Source organism: Antrihabitans stalactiti (assembly GCF_012932915.1).
GTDB classification, from domain to species: domain Bacteria; phylum Actinomycetota; class Actinomycetes; order Mycobacteriales; family Mycobacteriaceae; genus Antrihabitans; species Antrihabitans stalactiti.
On sequence record NZ_VCQU01000004.1, the window covers coordinates 96,144 to 110,533 of the forward strand.

The 14,390-nt window shown below is 64.6% G+C and carries 12 protein-coding genes; 8 read left to right on the forward strand and 4 right to left on the reverse strand.

The annotated features are described in order from the left end of the window. Positions 1 to 44: 44 nt before the first annotated feature. Complete coding sequence (locus FGL95_RS12735; RefSeq protein ID WP_169587282.1) at positions 45 to 1,514, reverse strand: MFS transporter; 1,470 nt, start codon at positions 1,512 to 1,514, stop codon at positions 45 to 47. A 225-nt stretch (positions 1,515 to 1,739) separates the two neighbouring features. On the opposite strand from FGL95_RS12735, the gene FGL95_RS12740 reads away from it, so the two are divergent. Then, positions 1,740 to 2,420 (forward strand): TetR/AcrR family transcriptional regulator, encoded by a 681-nt coding sequence (locus FGL95_RS12740; RefSeq protein ID WP_169587284.1) that lies wholly within the window; start codon positions 1,740 to 1,742, stop codon positions 2,418 to 2,420. A gap of 64 nt (positions 2,421 to 2,484) precedes the next feature. Here the strand turns inward: FGL95_RS12740 and FGL95_RS12745 are convergent, their stop codons facing one another. The 3 genes from FGL95_RS12745 to FGL95_RS12755 are packed head-to-tail and all read right to left on the reverse strand — an operon-like array spanning position 2,485 to position 5,250. Then, positions 2,485 to 3,240, reverse strand: a complete 756-nt coding sequence (locus FGL95_RS12745) for a gamma-glutamyl-gamma-aminobutyrate hydrolase family protein (RefSeq protein WP_338079836.1) — start codon at positions 3,238 to 3,240, stop codon at positions 2,485 to 2,487. Continuing rightward, the gene (locus tag FGL95_RS12750; RefSeq protein ID WP_169587287.1) at positions 3,237 to 4,592 is read right to left on the reverse strand and encodes a glutamine synthetase family protein; all 1,356 of its coding nucleotides are present in this window, start codon (positions 4,590 to 4,592) and stop codon (positions 3,237 to 3,239) included. The genes FGL95_RS12745 and FGL95_RS12750 overlap by 4 nt, the downstream gene beginning before the upstream one ends. Continuing rightward, positions 4,585 to 5,250, reverse strand: a complete 666-nt coding sequence (locus FGL95_RS12755; RefSeq protein WP_169587289.1) for a hypothetical protein — start codon at positions 5,248 to 5,250, stop codon at positions 4,585 to 4,587. The genes FGL95_RS12750 and FGL95_RS12755 overlap by 8 nt, the downstream gene beginning before the upstream one ends. A 99-nt stretch (positions 5,251 to 5,349) precedes the next feature. Between FGL95_RS12755 and FGL95_RS12760 the strand changes: the two genes are divergently transcribed. From FGL95_RS12760 to FGL95_RS12790, 7 genes are all read left to right on the forward strand, one after another. Continuing rightward, positions 5,350 to 6,312: an alpha/beta hydrolase gene (locus FGL95_RS12760; protein WP_169587291.1), complete on the forward strand. Its 963-nt coding sequence runs from the start codon at positions 5,350 to 5,352 to the stop codon at positions 6,310 to 6,312. Between the two features lie 384 nt (positions 6,313 to 6,696). Further along, positions 6,697 to 7,908, forward strand: coding sequence for an acetyl-CoA C-acetyltransferase (locus tag FGL95_RS12765; protein WP_169587293.1), 1,212 nt, complete (start codon positions 6,697 to 6,699; stop codon positions 7,906 to 7,908). Positions 7,909 to 7,912: 4 nt separating this feature from the next. After that, on the forward strand, positions 7,913 to 10,099 hold the full coding sequence (locus FGL95_RS12770) for a 3-hydroxyacyl-CoA dehydrogenase NAD-binding domain-containing protein (protein WP_169587295.1): 2,187 nt from the start codon (positions 7,913 to 7,915) through the stop codon (positions 10,097 to 10,099). Then, positions 10,099 to 10,959: an enoyl-CoA hydratase-related protein gene (locus FGL95_RS12775; RefSeq protein ID WP_169587297.1), complete on the forward strand. Its 861-nt coding sequence runs from the start codon at positions 10,099 to 10,101 to the stop codon at positions 10,957 to 10,959. The genes FGL95_RS12770 and FGL95_RS12775 overlap by 1 nt, the downstream gene beginning before the upstream one ends. Beyond that, positions 10,946 to 12,082, forward strand: a complete 1,137-nt coding sequence (locus tag FGL95_RS12780) for an acyl-CoA dehydrogenase family protein (RefSeq protein WP_169587299.1) — start codon at positions 10,946 to 10,948, stop codon at positions 12,080 to 12,082. The genes FGL95_RS12775 and FGL95_RS12780 overlap by 14 nt, the downstream gene beginning before the upstream one ends. An 8-nt stretch (positions 12,083 to 12,090) precedes the next feature. Then, on the forward strand, positions 12,091 to 13,149 hold the full coding sequence (locus FGL95_RS12785) for an acyl-CoA dehydrogenase family protein (protein ID WP_169587301.1): 1,059 nt from the start codon (positions 12,091 to 12,093) through the stop codon (positions 13,147 to 13,149). Positions 13,150 to 13,237: 88 nt separating this feature from the next. After that, positions 13,238 to 14,389: an acyl-CoA dehydrogenase family protein gene (locus FGL95_RS12790; protein ID WP_420838049.1), complete on the forward strand. Its 1,152-nt coding sequence runs from the start codon at positions 13,238 to 13,240 to the stop codon at positions 14,387 to 14,389. Position 14,390 lies beyond the last annotated feature (1 nt).

The window sequence follows — 14,390 nt, forward strand, 5'->3', positions numbered from 1 at the left end:
CGAAGTGGGTCATTTGATCAAGACATATGACACACTTGATCGAATCAAGATGCGTGCGTGCCAACGCGCCGCCTGGATCGAGCGCGTGAGATCAGCACGGTCACCACGACGAGCATCGCGAGAACTGCCGCCAACCAGTAGCCGAAGCCGTAGAGGCCCTTCGCGGCGACGTCGAGGCCGGATTCGAGGGTCGGAACCAGAGAAGCACTGAGGTCGCCGCTGATCAGTGCGGTGCCGAAGGCGAAACCCACGGCCATGGAGGTGCCGGCGACGCCCGCCGCCATTCCGGCTTTCTCTTCGGGAACTGCCATCTGCACGACCGTGAAACCGGCTGCGTAGCCGATTCGCGTCCCGAGGCCGATGACGGCAGCGCCGATGAGGTACTGCCACTGGCGATCATGGGCAACGGCGAGCCAGACCAAACCCGATGCACAGATGAGTGCACCGATGACGAATACCTGCACACCACGGCCATTGGCCAAGGCGCGGTCGAGCACTGTTCCACGGATCAGGAACGCGACGGCGAAGGGCGCCATGAGCAAGCCGGTCTGCAGGGCGCTGAGCCCGAGTCCGTAGGCGTCGGATGGACGAAGATCGCTCGGAACGATCTGGGCGTAGGTGCTGAGGAGCAGCAGGAAGGCTGAATTCACCGCGGCGAACAATGCGATGCACAAGCACGACGCGGTGACCAAAGGCGCCTTCATCAGTGCGACATCGAACACGGCCGAAGTCGATCGGCGTTCGACGCGCACCCACGCAATGCCGCCGACCACGCCGATCAGCAACGGAACGAGTGCCGCAGTCCCCCACACGAGGCCTTGTGTCAGCGTCAGCAGAATCGCCGCAACCCAAGCGATCATCCACACCGTGCCGAGCGCTCCGATGCGGCCGGCACGTTCGGCAGGTGGTGCGTGCGGGATTGTCACGTAGCACGCAATGGTCGTCGCGGCGCATACAACGGTGAGAAGGATGAAGAAGCTTCGCAGCGACAACGTTTCGACGATGAAGCCACCACCGATCATGCCGACGACGATGCCGACGCCGGTGGCGATGACCAGCACCGCAACACCCACTGTGATGCCGTCGTCGCCGAGGTTGCGACGCAGGAAGCCGAGCGGAAGCAGCTGCGCCGCCCCGCCGAAGCCCATCAGGATGCAGCCGACCAGAAGCGTCGGATACGAGTCACCCACCGCCGGAACGAGGGCTCCGACCGTAAGGAATGCGGCTGCCGCCACGGAGGCGTTTCGGTCGCCGTGCAGATCGGCGAGCCGGGGCAGCAAGATGAAGCCTGCTCCGCCGCCGAGCGTCAGTGCCGTATAGAGCCACGTCGTCTCGGCCACAGTGGCGAGGCCGTACTGCGCCTGGATGATCGGCAGCAGCGGCGGAAGGATGAAGATGACCGCGTTGGTCAAGACGATCAGCAAAGCGCCGACGCCGACGAGCACTCCCTTGTGCGGCACAGGGTTGGCAGCCACCCCGTCGCCGTATCGGATTTGTTGGCCGATTTCTGTCATGAGTTTCTCCGATTCGTGAGGTTTTGTGAATGAGGCCTTGACCGGGCAGATCGCGCCGCTGTGATGCCGGTCATACGCTAAACGCACATGTTCAAACGATCAAGTCGAATGACTCAAATCAATGTCAACGTAAAGGTCGGGTCATCTCGCAGCTAGCCGATTCGGCTGGTAACGTTGGCATTGACTTGATCACCTGTCCATTACCAAGCTCGACAAGGAGGACGCATGGCGCGCATTCCGGCCGTCGAACGTCGCGCCGACCTGGTGGCGGCGGCAGTACGCACGATCGCCGCCCATGGCGTGGACGGCGCCACCACCCGCAAGATCGCGGAGGAAGCGAACGCCCCCCTCGCCACGCTGCATTACTGCTTCGCGACGAAGGAGGTTCTGTTCGCAGCAGTCTTCGAGCACGTAGCGCAGCAATATCGAGAAGTGTTGATGCGCAATGACGTTCACGGAAACTTGGTGGCAACGGCGCGCGCCATGCTGCGCGGGCAATTGGAGTGGTACCTGACGAATCGAGACTTCACCACAGCCACCGTCGAACTGATCAGCTGGGCCCAACGCCAGGAAGGTGAACAGGCCGAGATGGTGTACAACGAGGCATTCGCAACCGTGCGGACAATCCTCGAGCGCGCAGAAACCGCTCCCGGCCAGTCGGTCGACCCCGACACCCTCGATGCCCTGAGCTACATCATGACCACGCTGTCGGACGGATTCGCGCTCAACTGGTTGGTGTTCACAGACCGCACAGCGGCGCAGAAACAGATCGACCTCACCATCGGCGTGCTCGACGCGTGGATGTCTGCCAACCTCGGCGGCTCCATCGCACCTGCTGTCCCCGCCCCGAAGGTCTCGCCCGAGGAAACGCTGCGCTCCCTCGTCTCCTGGGTCAGTGTCGATTGAACTAGCCTGACTCGAAAGAAACTGTCGGCCATCATCTTTCGGTGATGGCCGACAGTCGTTCCTGTCAGCTCCGTGCGCTGGCCTCCGCCACGATCCAACTCAACGTCGGGTCGTCGCGCTCCATCCACTCTGGATGCCACTGGACGCCGAGCACCGGCGATCCTGGCAGCTCGATCGCTTCGACGACGCCGTCACCGGTTCGCCCAGTGACCAGCAAGCCGGTGCCACAGCGGTCGACCGCCTGATGGTGCCACGAGTTGGTCACCGCACTTGCGCCGAAAAGCCGTTCCGCGATCGAATCGGGCTCGAATGCCACCTTGTGATCGTCGGCGCCGTCGGTGACCGGCGGTGCAGCCGACAAATGTGTGACCGCGCCCGGTGGCAGATGCGGGATCAACGTGCCGCCCAGCGCGATGTTGAGCACCTGCAGTCCGCGGCACACCCCCAGTACAGGGATGTTCCTTTGGAGCGCAGCCCGAACCAGTGCGATCTCGAACTCGTCCCGTTCGACGTCGTGAACCATCGGATTGCTCCGTGGGTCCACGTCCCGAACCACCGACACGTCGCCACCCCAATACGCAGGATGGACATCCTGGCCACCCGTGATCACCACGCCGGACAGCCAGTGGCACAGCGCTTCTGGGTCCGCGTCGTACGGCAGGTTGACCGGAACCCCGCCGGCACGGGCTATCCGCGCCGAGAAGTCGGACATGAACGTGTCGGCGTACAGGTGACCGTAGCGAGTGTCCATGCCGTCGATCAGCCCCAGCCGTACCCGTCGGCCCGTAGTGCCGATCAGCGGTGCGATTCCTGCGGTCACGGGAATTCGAAGTAGCGGGCCGACTCCCATTCCGAGAGCTCGGCGAACGGATCGCCGCCGGTGGTGTGGAACGCCATCCACTCCCAGCGCCGAGTACCGACCCAGTAGTCGACGAACTCGTCGCCGAGCTGCTCGCGCAGGATCAGGTCCGTCTCGAGCGCGGCCGCCGCCTTGGTAATGGTGTCTGGAAGGCGCTCGAGATCGGGAACACACCACGCCATGTCGGACACCGGTTCGGGCGGCTCGATTGCGCCGTCGAGGCCGGCGACCACACCGGCGAGAATGGCCGCGACCGCGAGGTACAGGTTCGCGTCGGCGCCCGGGACGCGGTACTCGAGACGGGAGTACGCCGGGTGCCCACACACCGCGCGCACCGCAGTCGTTTTGTTGCTGATCCCCCACGTGACCGTCGTGGGAGGGCCGCTCAGGTCGACCAAGCGGCGGTAGGACGTGATCTGCGGGAGCATGATCGACGTTGCGCCGGGCATCGTGGCGAGGAGTCCGCCGACCGCATGCCGCATCGTCGGCGACGGTCCGTCGGGGGCGTAGAACGCGTTGACCCCGTCGCGCTGTAGGGAGAGGTTGACATGCGAGGCCTGGCCGTACCCAGCGGTCGGCTTGGCCATGAAGGTGACCGTGTGACCGAGCTCGAATGCCACCTCGCGCATCACCTGCCGGGCACGAGCCCACGCATCGCACACCGAGATCGGGTCACCTGGAACGAGATTCAGCTCGACCTGGCCAGCCGCGTCCTCGTCGCTCCATGCCTCCCACTCGATGCCGATCTCGTCGAGTCGCCGCGCGACCGCCGACATGTAATCGATCCAGTCCTTCGACTTCGCCAGGTGGTACGCGGTGCCTGCAGAACCGCCGAGCGGGGTGAGGTCGCGATATCCCTTCGCCCGCGCTTGGTCGATGGACTCCTGGAACAGCGTTGCTTCGATCTCGACCGCGACCGTGGCCGTGAAACCCCTGGTTGCGAGTCGGTCGACCAGCTTCCGGGCAAGGTTGCGCGGACAAAGACCCACCGGAGTGCCGTTGGGCTGCCAGTAGTCACCGATCACAGACTGCAGTCCGGGTTCCCACTCGACCAGCGTCGACAAGTCTGGCCGGAACTGCAGGTCGGCGAGGTGGCCACGCCAATCGGGGTAGGCGAATCCGAAGGTCGGCGCGTTGCCGAGGTCCAGACCGAACAGCAGGTCGGCGAACGCGAAACCCGAGCCCGCGCTCGCAGCGAACTTCTTGGGCGCCACATTCTTTCCGAGGAAGCAACCCTCGTGGTTGGTGGCTTCCAGCCGGACCGTGTGAACAGACGGATCGAAAGCAATTGCGGTAGAGCTGATTTCAGACATCGTAACGAACCTTCCAGGACGCGGCGACAAGCACCGACAACTGCGAGAGCGTGCCGCGCACGCCGACCAGACCAGTGGAGAGGGCGGCGATCAGATCGTCGGCGCCCGAGAAGATGCCGGCCAGCAGGTCCGGCGGGCCGGCGATGACGTAGTGGGTTTCCCCTTCGCCGACCACGTGTTGATCGAGTCCGTCGGGGCCCTCGGTCACCGCGACGAGAACGTCGGGGATACCCGGCACCGATCGAGCCGCGGCCCAGAACGACTCTGCGGCGACCCGCCAATCCGGCAGCGGCGGCGACAGCAAAGCCACCGCGGTAGCGGCAAGGTCGCCTGCGCCGATCGGCTCGCCGACCAGGGCCAATCGACCGTTCAGGTCGACGGTCAGGGTGAGGTCGGGCTCGACGAAGACGCCGCTCGATACTGCGACGGCACCGTCCGTGATGGTGATCGTCGCGGCTTGCGGGGTGTCGTGCGAGCGCACCGCCACAGTGCCTTCCACTCCAGCAGCGACGGAGTCGGCTCCGTTGCTGCGGACGGAATCGGCGATGGTCCGGCCGATCAGCCGGACGATCGGACTCGCATCGTCTTCGATCCGTAAGTCGACCTCGCCGAGCGCGTCATTCGCGCGAGTCGCGAGACCGAGTGTCGTTTCGGTCATCGTAGCGTCCTTTCGTTCTTCATTGTCATTTGTCTCAGTCATCTGACTATGATGGTGAGGCACAGATCACTTCTTGTCAACGACTGCGAAGGTTCTCAGATGAACGATGACGACATTCCGGCCTGGTGGAAGCTGCTCGACGACGACGCGAAAGCCGTGGCCCAGTCGATAACCCAGGTCCTGAGCAAACCCATCCGTGAGCTGGGACCCGAGCAGGCCCGAGTCCTCCTGAACACGGCCCCGCTCGCCGAGCCGATCACCGTATGGGACCACGTGGAGCCGCTGACCGTGCCGACCCGCGGGGGGTCGATCCAGGCTCGTCTATACCGCGCAACGGGTGTCCATGGCAACAGCCCCGCTCTCGTCTACGCACACGGTGGCGGTTTCGTCCTGGGGACCCTGGACGGAGCCGATGAGCTATGCCGCGCGATCGCGGCCGGGTCCGGCTGGGCAGTCGTTTCGCTGGACTACCGCCTGGCCCCCGAAAACCCCTATCCGGCAGCGCTGCACGACTGTGTCGACGCTTATGCATGGCTGGTGCACTCAGCGAAGGACCTCGGCATCGATCCAGACCGGATCGCTATCGGGGGCGATTCGGCGGGCGGCAATCTCGCCGCCGCATTGTGCTTGCACCGTCGGGACGCAGGCAGCCCCCTTCCAGTGACGCAGGTGCTCGCCTACCCCGCAGTCGACGAGACGTTCACCGCGCCCTCGTGGTCGGAGTTCGCCGACGCACCGCTGCTGAGCGCCGCTGATGCGCAATGGTTCTGGGAGCAATATGTCGGTCCGGGGCACACGAAGAACGACTGTTTCGCGGCACCGATGCGCGCCGAATCGCTGCGCGGGCTACCACCTGCATTGATTCTCACCGCCGAGGTCGACCCGATCCGCGACGACGCCGAGGCCTACGCAGCCCGGCTTCGGCAGGACGGTGTACCAGTCACACAGACCAGATATACGGGCGTCCTCCATGGCTTCTTCACCGAGATCGGTGTGTACGCACAGGCGAAGCAAGCGGTCGACGAAGTGTGCGTGCACCTGCGTGCACTCGCGCAGGGATGAACTGCTATCCCGCACATCGCCGAATCCTTTGGCCCACCGCGTGTTCACCCGGATTCTTGCGGTGAGCCGCTTCCTTGCGGCTGGCGAGTAGAAGTAGCCCTGCCGATGGAGGCGATACCCGTGACTGCGACGGTCGCCTCCGATTCAGCGGGACTCGCCGCAGAGCCCTCTCGCATGAGGTTGTCGGGGCCGTTGGTTCGCGGCGGAATACGAATATGCCCCGACTACTCCGCGCTGAAAGCGTTGGCAGCCAGCGGCATTCGCCGAACTTCCCCTACGCCCAAACGCGAATTGAATGCGAATAAAACCTCGTGTTAGACCTTCTTTCATCAAATCGCGCCGACAAGCACCTGCTTTGCGGCCGCACCGAAAGAAGGCGCAAGAGTGACCGAAGCATTCGTTTACGACGCAATCCGCACGCCTCGCGGTCGAGGCAAACCGGACGGCGCGTTGCACGGCGTCAAACCGGTATCGCTGGTCGTCGGACTGCTCGATGAATTGCGTTCACGCAACCCAGGACTGGATTCGGGTCGAATCGACGATGTAGTGCTCGGCGTGGTCTCACCGGTCGGCGAGCAAGGGATGGATATCGCGAAAACTGCTGCGATTGCCGCTGGCCTTCCCGATACCGTTGCGGGTGTCCAGCTGAACCGCTTCTGCGCATCCGGGCTGGAGGCGGTCAACACCGCGGCGCAGAAGGTTCGCGCTGGCTGGGATCACCTGGTAATCGCAGGTGGCGTCGAATCGATGTCGCGAGTGCGCATGGGTTCCGACGGCGGCGCAATGATGAACGACCCCGAAACCAACTACGACACCTACTTCGTCCCCCAAGGCATCGGCGCAGACCTGATCGCCACGATCGAAGGTTTCAGCCGCGAGGCCGTCGACACTTACGCAATCCGGTCCCAGCAGCGCGCAGCCGCTGCATGGGCGGGCGGGCATTTCTCGAAATCCGTTGTGCCGGTGCGTGACCGAAACGGAGTCGCACTGCTCGACCGCGACGAGCACATCCGCCCCGATACGACGATCGACGGATTGGCAAGTTTGTCGCCATCGTTCGCCCAGCTCGGGGCGCTCGGCGGGTTCGATGCGGTGGCGCTGCAGAAGTACCACTCGGTCGAGCGGATCGACCACGTGCACCATGCAGGCAACTCGTCGGGAGTAGTCGACGGAGCAGCACTGGTCCTGGTCGGCAACGAACACATCGGAGCGACACTCGGGATCACACCGCGAGCACGCATCGTCGCCACCGCGGTAAGCGGTGCCGATCCGACGATCATGTTGACCGGACCGCGCCCTGCAACCGAAAAGGCACTGGCAGCAGCCGGTCTGACGGTGGACGACATCGACTTGTTCGAGCTCAACGAGGCATTCGCATCGGTGGTGCTGAAGTTCCAGAAAGACCTGAACATCCCCGACGACAAATTGAACGTCAACGGCGGCGCGATCGCGTTGGGCCACCCACTCGGCGCGACAGGGGCGATGCTGGTCGGCACGGTGATCGACGAACTCGAGCGCAGGCAACAGCGTCGCGCATTGGTGACGCTGTGCGTCGGCGGCGGCATGGGAATCGCGACAATCATCGAAAGGGTGTAACGACATGGCTGACACGACTTCTGCCATCGAATGGGACCGTGATGCCGACGGCATCGTCACGTTGACGATGAACGATCCCACGCAGAACGCGAACACGATGAACCAGCTGTTCATCGATTCGTTCCGAACCACTGTGCAGCGGCTGGTCGACGAACGATCGACGATCACCGGCGTCGTAGTCACATCGGCGAAGGATGTGTTCTTTGCGGGCGGCGACCTTCACGACATCGTCGAAGCTCGGCCCGAGGACGCCGAGGCGATCACGACACGATCGAATGGTCTCAAATCCGTTCTGCGGCAACTCGAAACGCTCGGCGTGCCCGTGGTGGCAGCGATCAACGGTGCAGCTTTGGGCGGCGGCTACGAGATCGCGCTGTGCTGCCACCATCGAATCGCCCTGGACCGCAAGGGAACCGTCGTCGGCCTTCCGGAAGTAGGGCTCGGCCTGCTCCCGGGTGGCGGTGGCGTGGTGCGGACCGTGCGGATGTTCGGCGTGCAGGAAGCGCTGACGAATCTGCTCCTGAAGGGCCAGAAGTACAGGCCTGCGGACGCGCTCGCCAAGGGCTTGGTGGACGAGGTTGTCGCAACGCCGGAGCAGTTGAACGAGCGCGCGAAAGCGTGGATCACGGCTAATCCCGGTGCTCGCCAGCGGTTCGACGCCCCTGACTACCGGATCCCCGGTGGAACGCCGAACGTGGCGGACTTCGCAGCGAAACTCCCGGCGCTGCCTGCGGTGCTCCGCAAACAACTCAAGGGGTCACCGCTGCCGGCACCACGAAATATCCTCGCCGCAGCCGTGGAAAGCACGCAGGTCGATCTGGACACCGCATTGAAGATCGAGACACAATACCTGGTCGATCTGATGACCGGGCAGATTTCGAAAAATATGATCAACGCGTTCTTCTTCGACCAGCAGTCGATCAAGAAGGGCGCCAGTCGTCCGGCCGGCATTCCGGTGACCGAGTTCCACAAAGTCGCCGTCCTCGGCGCCGGAATGATGGGTGCGGGCATCGCCTATGTGCAAGCCGTCGCGGGCATGCAGGTGGTCCTCAAGGACACCACTTTCGAGGCCGCCGACAGAGGCAAGGACTATTCGCGAAAGCTGTTGGACAAGCAGGTAGCTCGAGGCAAGCTCAGCCCGGGAGCACGCGATCAGATCCTCGCGCGGATCACGCCTACCGCCGACTATGCCGATTGCGCAGGGTCGGATGCGGTCGTCGAGGCTGTCTTCGAGGACCCGGATCTGAAGCAGCGGGTATTCGGTGACATCGAACCGCTGTTGTCCCCTGATGCGTTACTCGCGTCGAACACTTCGACGCTGCCGATCACCGAACTCGCCCACGGTGTTTCACGTCCCGAGGGCTTCATCGGCACGCACTTCTTCTCACCGGTCGACAAGATGCCGATCGTCGAGATCGTGGTCGGCGAGAAGACCTCCGATGCCACACTTGCCAAGGCGATCGACTACACGCTGGCGATCGGCAAGATGCCGATCGTCGTCAACGACAGCCGGGGCTTCTTCACAAGCCGCGTCATCGGCAAGTTCGTCGACGAAGCATTGGCGATGGTCGGTGAAGGTGTGTCGCCGAGTTCGATCGAGCAGGCCGGTGTGCAGGCGGGCTACCCGTCCGCGCCCCTCCAACTCAACGACGAAGTCACTTTGCACCTGCCGCTCGCGGTGCGTGAGTTGACTCGCGCGGCGGTCGAGGCGGACGGGCGAACGTTCGACGAGAACGGTGCGGGTCCGGTCCTGGCAAAGATGGTGCGCGAATTCGGTCGCAAGAGCCGCGCTTCGGGCGCCGGATTCTACGACTACGGCCCGGACGGTAAGCGGATCGGACTCTGGCCCGGGCTCGCGGACGCCTTCGATTCCGGATCGCTCGAACTCCCCTTTATCGACATCCAGGAACGCATGCTGTTCGCCGAAGCGATCGACACCGTTAGATGCTTCGACGAGGGCGTCCTGCGCACGGTCGCCGACGCGAACGTCGGATCGATTCTGGCGATCGGCTTTCCGGCGTGGACTGGCGGCGTCGTGCAGTACGTCAACCAGTACGACGGCGGAGTCGCCGGGTTCGTCGCACGGGCGCGTGAACTCGCGCAGCGATATGGCGACCGGTTCACCCCACCGGAATCGTTGGTCGAGCAGGCTCGAACCGCTCAGCCCTACCAGCCGTCGGCGACGGCGTGATGGAGTATCGGACCATCACGTGCGATGTCGCCGAAGGCATCGCAACGATCGCGCTGAATCGTCCGGATCACCGCAACGGGTTCACCGTGACAATGGCCGACGAACTCGCCGCGGCGCTGACCGCGGTCGACACCGACGACGATGTCCGCGTGGTGGTGCTCACCGGCAACGGCGACCACTTCTGTGTCGGGATGGACATGACCGGCGGCAGCATCCCCGAAGACGACCCGTCGGTGCCAGGCTGGGTCGAGCCCGCGACCCGAGTCGCCCGGCCGATGTACCAACTAACCAAGCCGGTCATTGCCGCAGTGCACGGTGCCGCAGTCGGGGTCGGGGCCACGATGCTGCTGCCCGCGGACTTCCGCCTCGCCGCCGAGGACGCACGGTTCGGATTCGTCTTCAGCCGTCGCGGCCTGTTCCCCGAAGGCGGCTCGTTGTGGTTCCTGCCGCGCATCGTCGGCCTCGCCAAAGCCAAGGAATGGATGGTAAGCGGGCGTGTCTTCGACGCTCACGAAGCGCTCGCAGCAGGTTTGGTCAGCGCCGTCTACTCTCCCGACGACCTGTTCGACCGCACCTACGAGCTCGCTCGCGACATCGTCCGTTCGACTGCACCGGTGTCGGTCGCGGTCATTCGACGCGCGCTCGTCGAAGTGGCAGCGGCGCCATCACCCGAGACGGCGTTCGCACTCGACGGACAGCTGGTCGCACACGCGTCCACCAGTTCGGATCTCGCAGAAGGCGTCGCGTCGTTCATCGACAAACGACCGCCACGGTTCCCCGGCCGCGTCTCCACCGACCTGCCGGGCTTCCTCCCCTGGCTGCAGGCTTCGCCGCGAGGAGACTGCTATGGACTTTCGTGACAGTCCCGCCGAGGCCGAGTTCCGGGCGCAGCTACGAGAGTGGTTGCAGCGCAACGCGCCGGGCGCCGGTCGAGGGTGGAGCCGGGCACTCTACGATGCGGGTTACGCCGGGCTGACCTGGCCGCGTGAATACGGTGGCGGAGGCCTCACACCGAACTTCGAAGCGATCTATCACGAGGAAGCCGCCGCGGCCAACGTGCCGACACCGATCAACTTCATCGGTCTGAACATCGCCGGACCCACGATCATCGCCTGGGGCACCGACGAGCAAAAGCGACGTTTCCTGCCGCCGCTGCTGTCGGGCGAACAGGTGTGGTGCCAAGGTTTCTCCGAGCCCGAAGCCGGCTCCGACCTCGCTGGGGCCCGCACCCGGGCGGTCCGCGACGGCGATCACTGGGTGGTCAACGGACAGAAGGTCTGGTCGTCGCTCGCGCACGTCGCGGACTGGTGTGTGCTGCTCGCCCGGACCGATCCCGACGTTGCCAAACACGCCGGATTGTCGTACCTGCTCGTCGACATGCGTTCCCCCGGTGTGGAAGTGCGGCCGTTGCGCCAACTCACCGGAGAGAGCGAGTTCAACGAGATCTTCTTCACCGACGTGCGCGTGCCCGCCGACCTGATGCTCGGGCAACCCGGTGACGGCTGGAAGGTAGCGATGACCACATTGCAGCACGAGCGCGGCACGGCAGCATTGCCGCTTGCCGCCGACCTGCAAGCGAAATTGCACCACCTTCTGGTGCTGTCGAGCCAGGCTCGCCCGGACGGATCGGTGCCGAGCGCGGATCCGCTGGTTCGGCAGGCGATCGCGCGTGAATGGGTCACCACCCAAGCCCTGCGGTTCACCAACTACCGGTCGCTGACCGCGCTGCTGCACGACGGCGCACCCGGCCCCGAGGCGATGATCACCAGACTCGCCTGGTCGCAGGCGAATCAACGACTGACTCGGCTGGCCCTCGACGTTCAAGGCGCCTACGCCGCCATCGACGGCGACGACGCCGACTGGCACGGCTACTGGCAGCACGAGCAACTACGCAGCCGCGGCAACACGATCGAAGGGGGCACCGCGGAAATTCAACGCAACGTCATCGCCGAACGCGTACTCAACCTGCCTCGGGGACGTTAGGAGTCACCATGGATTTCGCACTCACCAAGGAGCAGGATTTTCTGCGCACCTCGGCCCGCAACTACCTCGGCAAGCGACGGCCGATCGCGACAAACATCGTTGCGGCCGAACAGAATTCACCCAATTGGCTGGGCGAGCAGTGGCATGAACTTTGCGAACTCGGCTGGCTCGACCCAGACCTCGAACTGCTCGATCAGGTGATCCTCGCCGAAGAGACGGCGGCCGAACTTCTACCAGGACTTCTGTTTTCAACAGTCGCACTGTCGTGGTCCACCCTCACCGCCGCCGGCAAGCTGGCCGAGCTCACCACAGGGCTCACGCGGCCCGCGTTCGCCTGGGCCGAATCCGAGCGCGGTACAGGGCTGCGCTCCGGCAAGCCCATCGCCACTGCCCTTGCCGCGGACGGCACTGTCACCGGCCGAAAAGTGCTGGTGCCGGATGCGATGTGGGCCGATTCGTTCCTCGTGCTCGCCGACGGACGAGGTGGGCCATCGATCGTGCGCGTTGCGGCGTCGAATGCTCTCGTCCGCGCCCTGTCGACCAGCGATCACACGCGACCACTGGGCACCGTCGAATTCGAGCGGGCACCATCGACGCCCCTGTTGACTGGCGCCGAAGTCGGGAACGTGCTGAGCGACACCGAGCTTCGCGCATTCGTCATCGCTGCGGCGGAGTCGCTCGGCATCGCCAGCAGGGCGCTGCGCATCGGTGTCGAGCATGCCCGCGATCGCACCCAGTTCGGGCGGCCCATCGGTAGTTACCAAGGCGTCTCGCACGCCCTCGTCGACAGCCACGCACACCTCGAACTCGCCCGTTCGCTGACCTACTGGGCGGCAACCGCTGTGCGAGTCGGCGATCCACTGGCCCGCGCAGCCTGTGCAGCAGCGAAATCCTCGGCGTCAACAGCCGCTCTCTCGGCCTGCGAAAACGCAATTCAGGTGTGCGGCGGACTAGGCATGACCTGGGAACACCCGCTGCACCGACTCTACAAACGCGCGCGCTGGCTTGGATCGTTCCTCGTCGGCGAGAGCGACCTGCTCGCCCTGATCGCTGCGGAGATCGTGTGACCGGCCCAAGTCGAACGCGAACCGAATCGAATCGAACAGAAAGTCGAGAAATCCACTGATGACGACGAAAGAACAAGCGCTGCCATCCATTCCGTTGATGTCGACCCCCGAGATCGCGGCCATTCGCGAATCGGTCCGAGCGATTGCTGGACGCCACGGCTGGAGTTACTACCAGGAGACCGGCCGAAAATACGAAGCGCCGACCAAGGTGTTGTCTGCGCTTGCGTCGGGCGGCTTTCTCGGCGTGCACCTTCCGGCGGAGTACGGCGGGGGCGGGCTCGGCTTGTCCGAGTTGGCCGTCGTCGCCGAAGAGGCCGCCGCAGCAGGCTGCCCATTGAACACGATGATCGTGCAAGCGATTGCCGGATCAGTCCTCGCTCGGCACGGCACGGCGGAGCAGCGTGCTCAATGGCTTCCCGGGCTGGCGAGCGGCGAGGTGACATTCGCCTTCGCGATCACCGAACCCGACGCGGGGTCGAACGCACACAACATCACTACAGTGGCACGCCGAGAAGGCGATCGCTATGTGATGCGCGGCCAAAAGACGTTCTGCTCGGGCGCCGACCGCGCCGACGCGATTCTGCTCGTCGCCCGGACCGGAACCCACGACCGCAGCGGGAACGGCTTGCTTTCCCTGTTCATTGTGGATCCGAAGGCGCCCGGGTTGACGATGCAGCACATCCCGACCGCGCCGATGTTGAGCACCAAGTCGTTTCAGCTGTTCCTGGACGACGTCGAGGTCGCGACAGATCAACTCGTCGGCACCCGTGACGAGGGTTGGCGGCCGCTATTCGACGGCCTGAACCCAGAACGAATCATGGCGTCAGCCACCTCCAACGGAATCGCGCGCTTCGCGCTCGACGCGGCGGCGCGGTATGCGCGGGAGCGCAGTGTGTGGTCGACGCCGATCGGTGCGCACCAGGGCATCGCTCATCCGCTCGCCGAAGCGAAGGTCGAACTGGAGCTTGCCCGGTTGATGACGGCGAAGGCAGCCGCCTGCTTCGATGCCGGCGTCGACGCGGGTGAGGCGGCGAACATGGCGAAGATGGCGAGCGCGGATGCTGCAGTCCGGTGTGTCGACCAGTCCATCCAGACCCACGGTGGCACGGGCTTCGCCCTCGCGACCGGGTTGACCGACGCGTACTGGGTCGCGCGAGTTGCCCAGACCGTTCCGGTGTCGCGGGAGATGGTGCTCAACTTCGTCGCTCAGCATTCGCTCGGCCTGCCGAGGTCGTACTGAT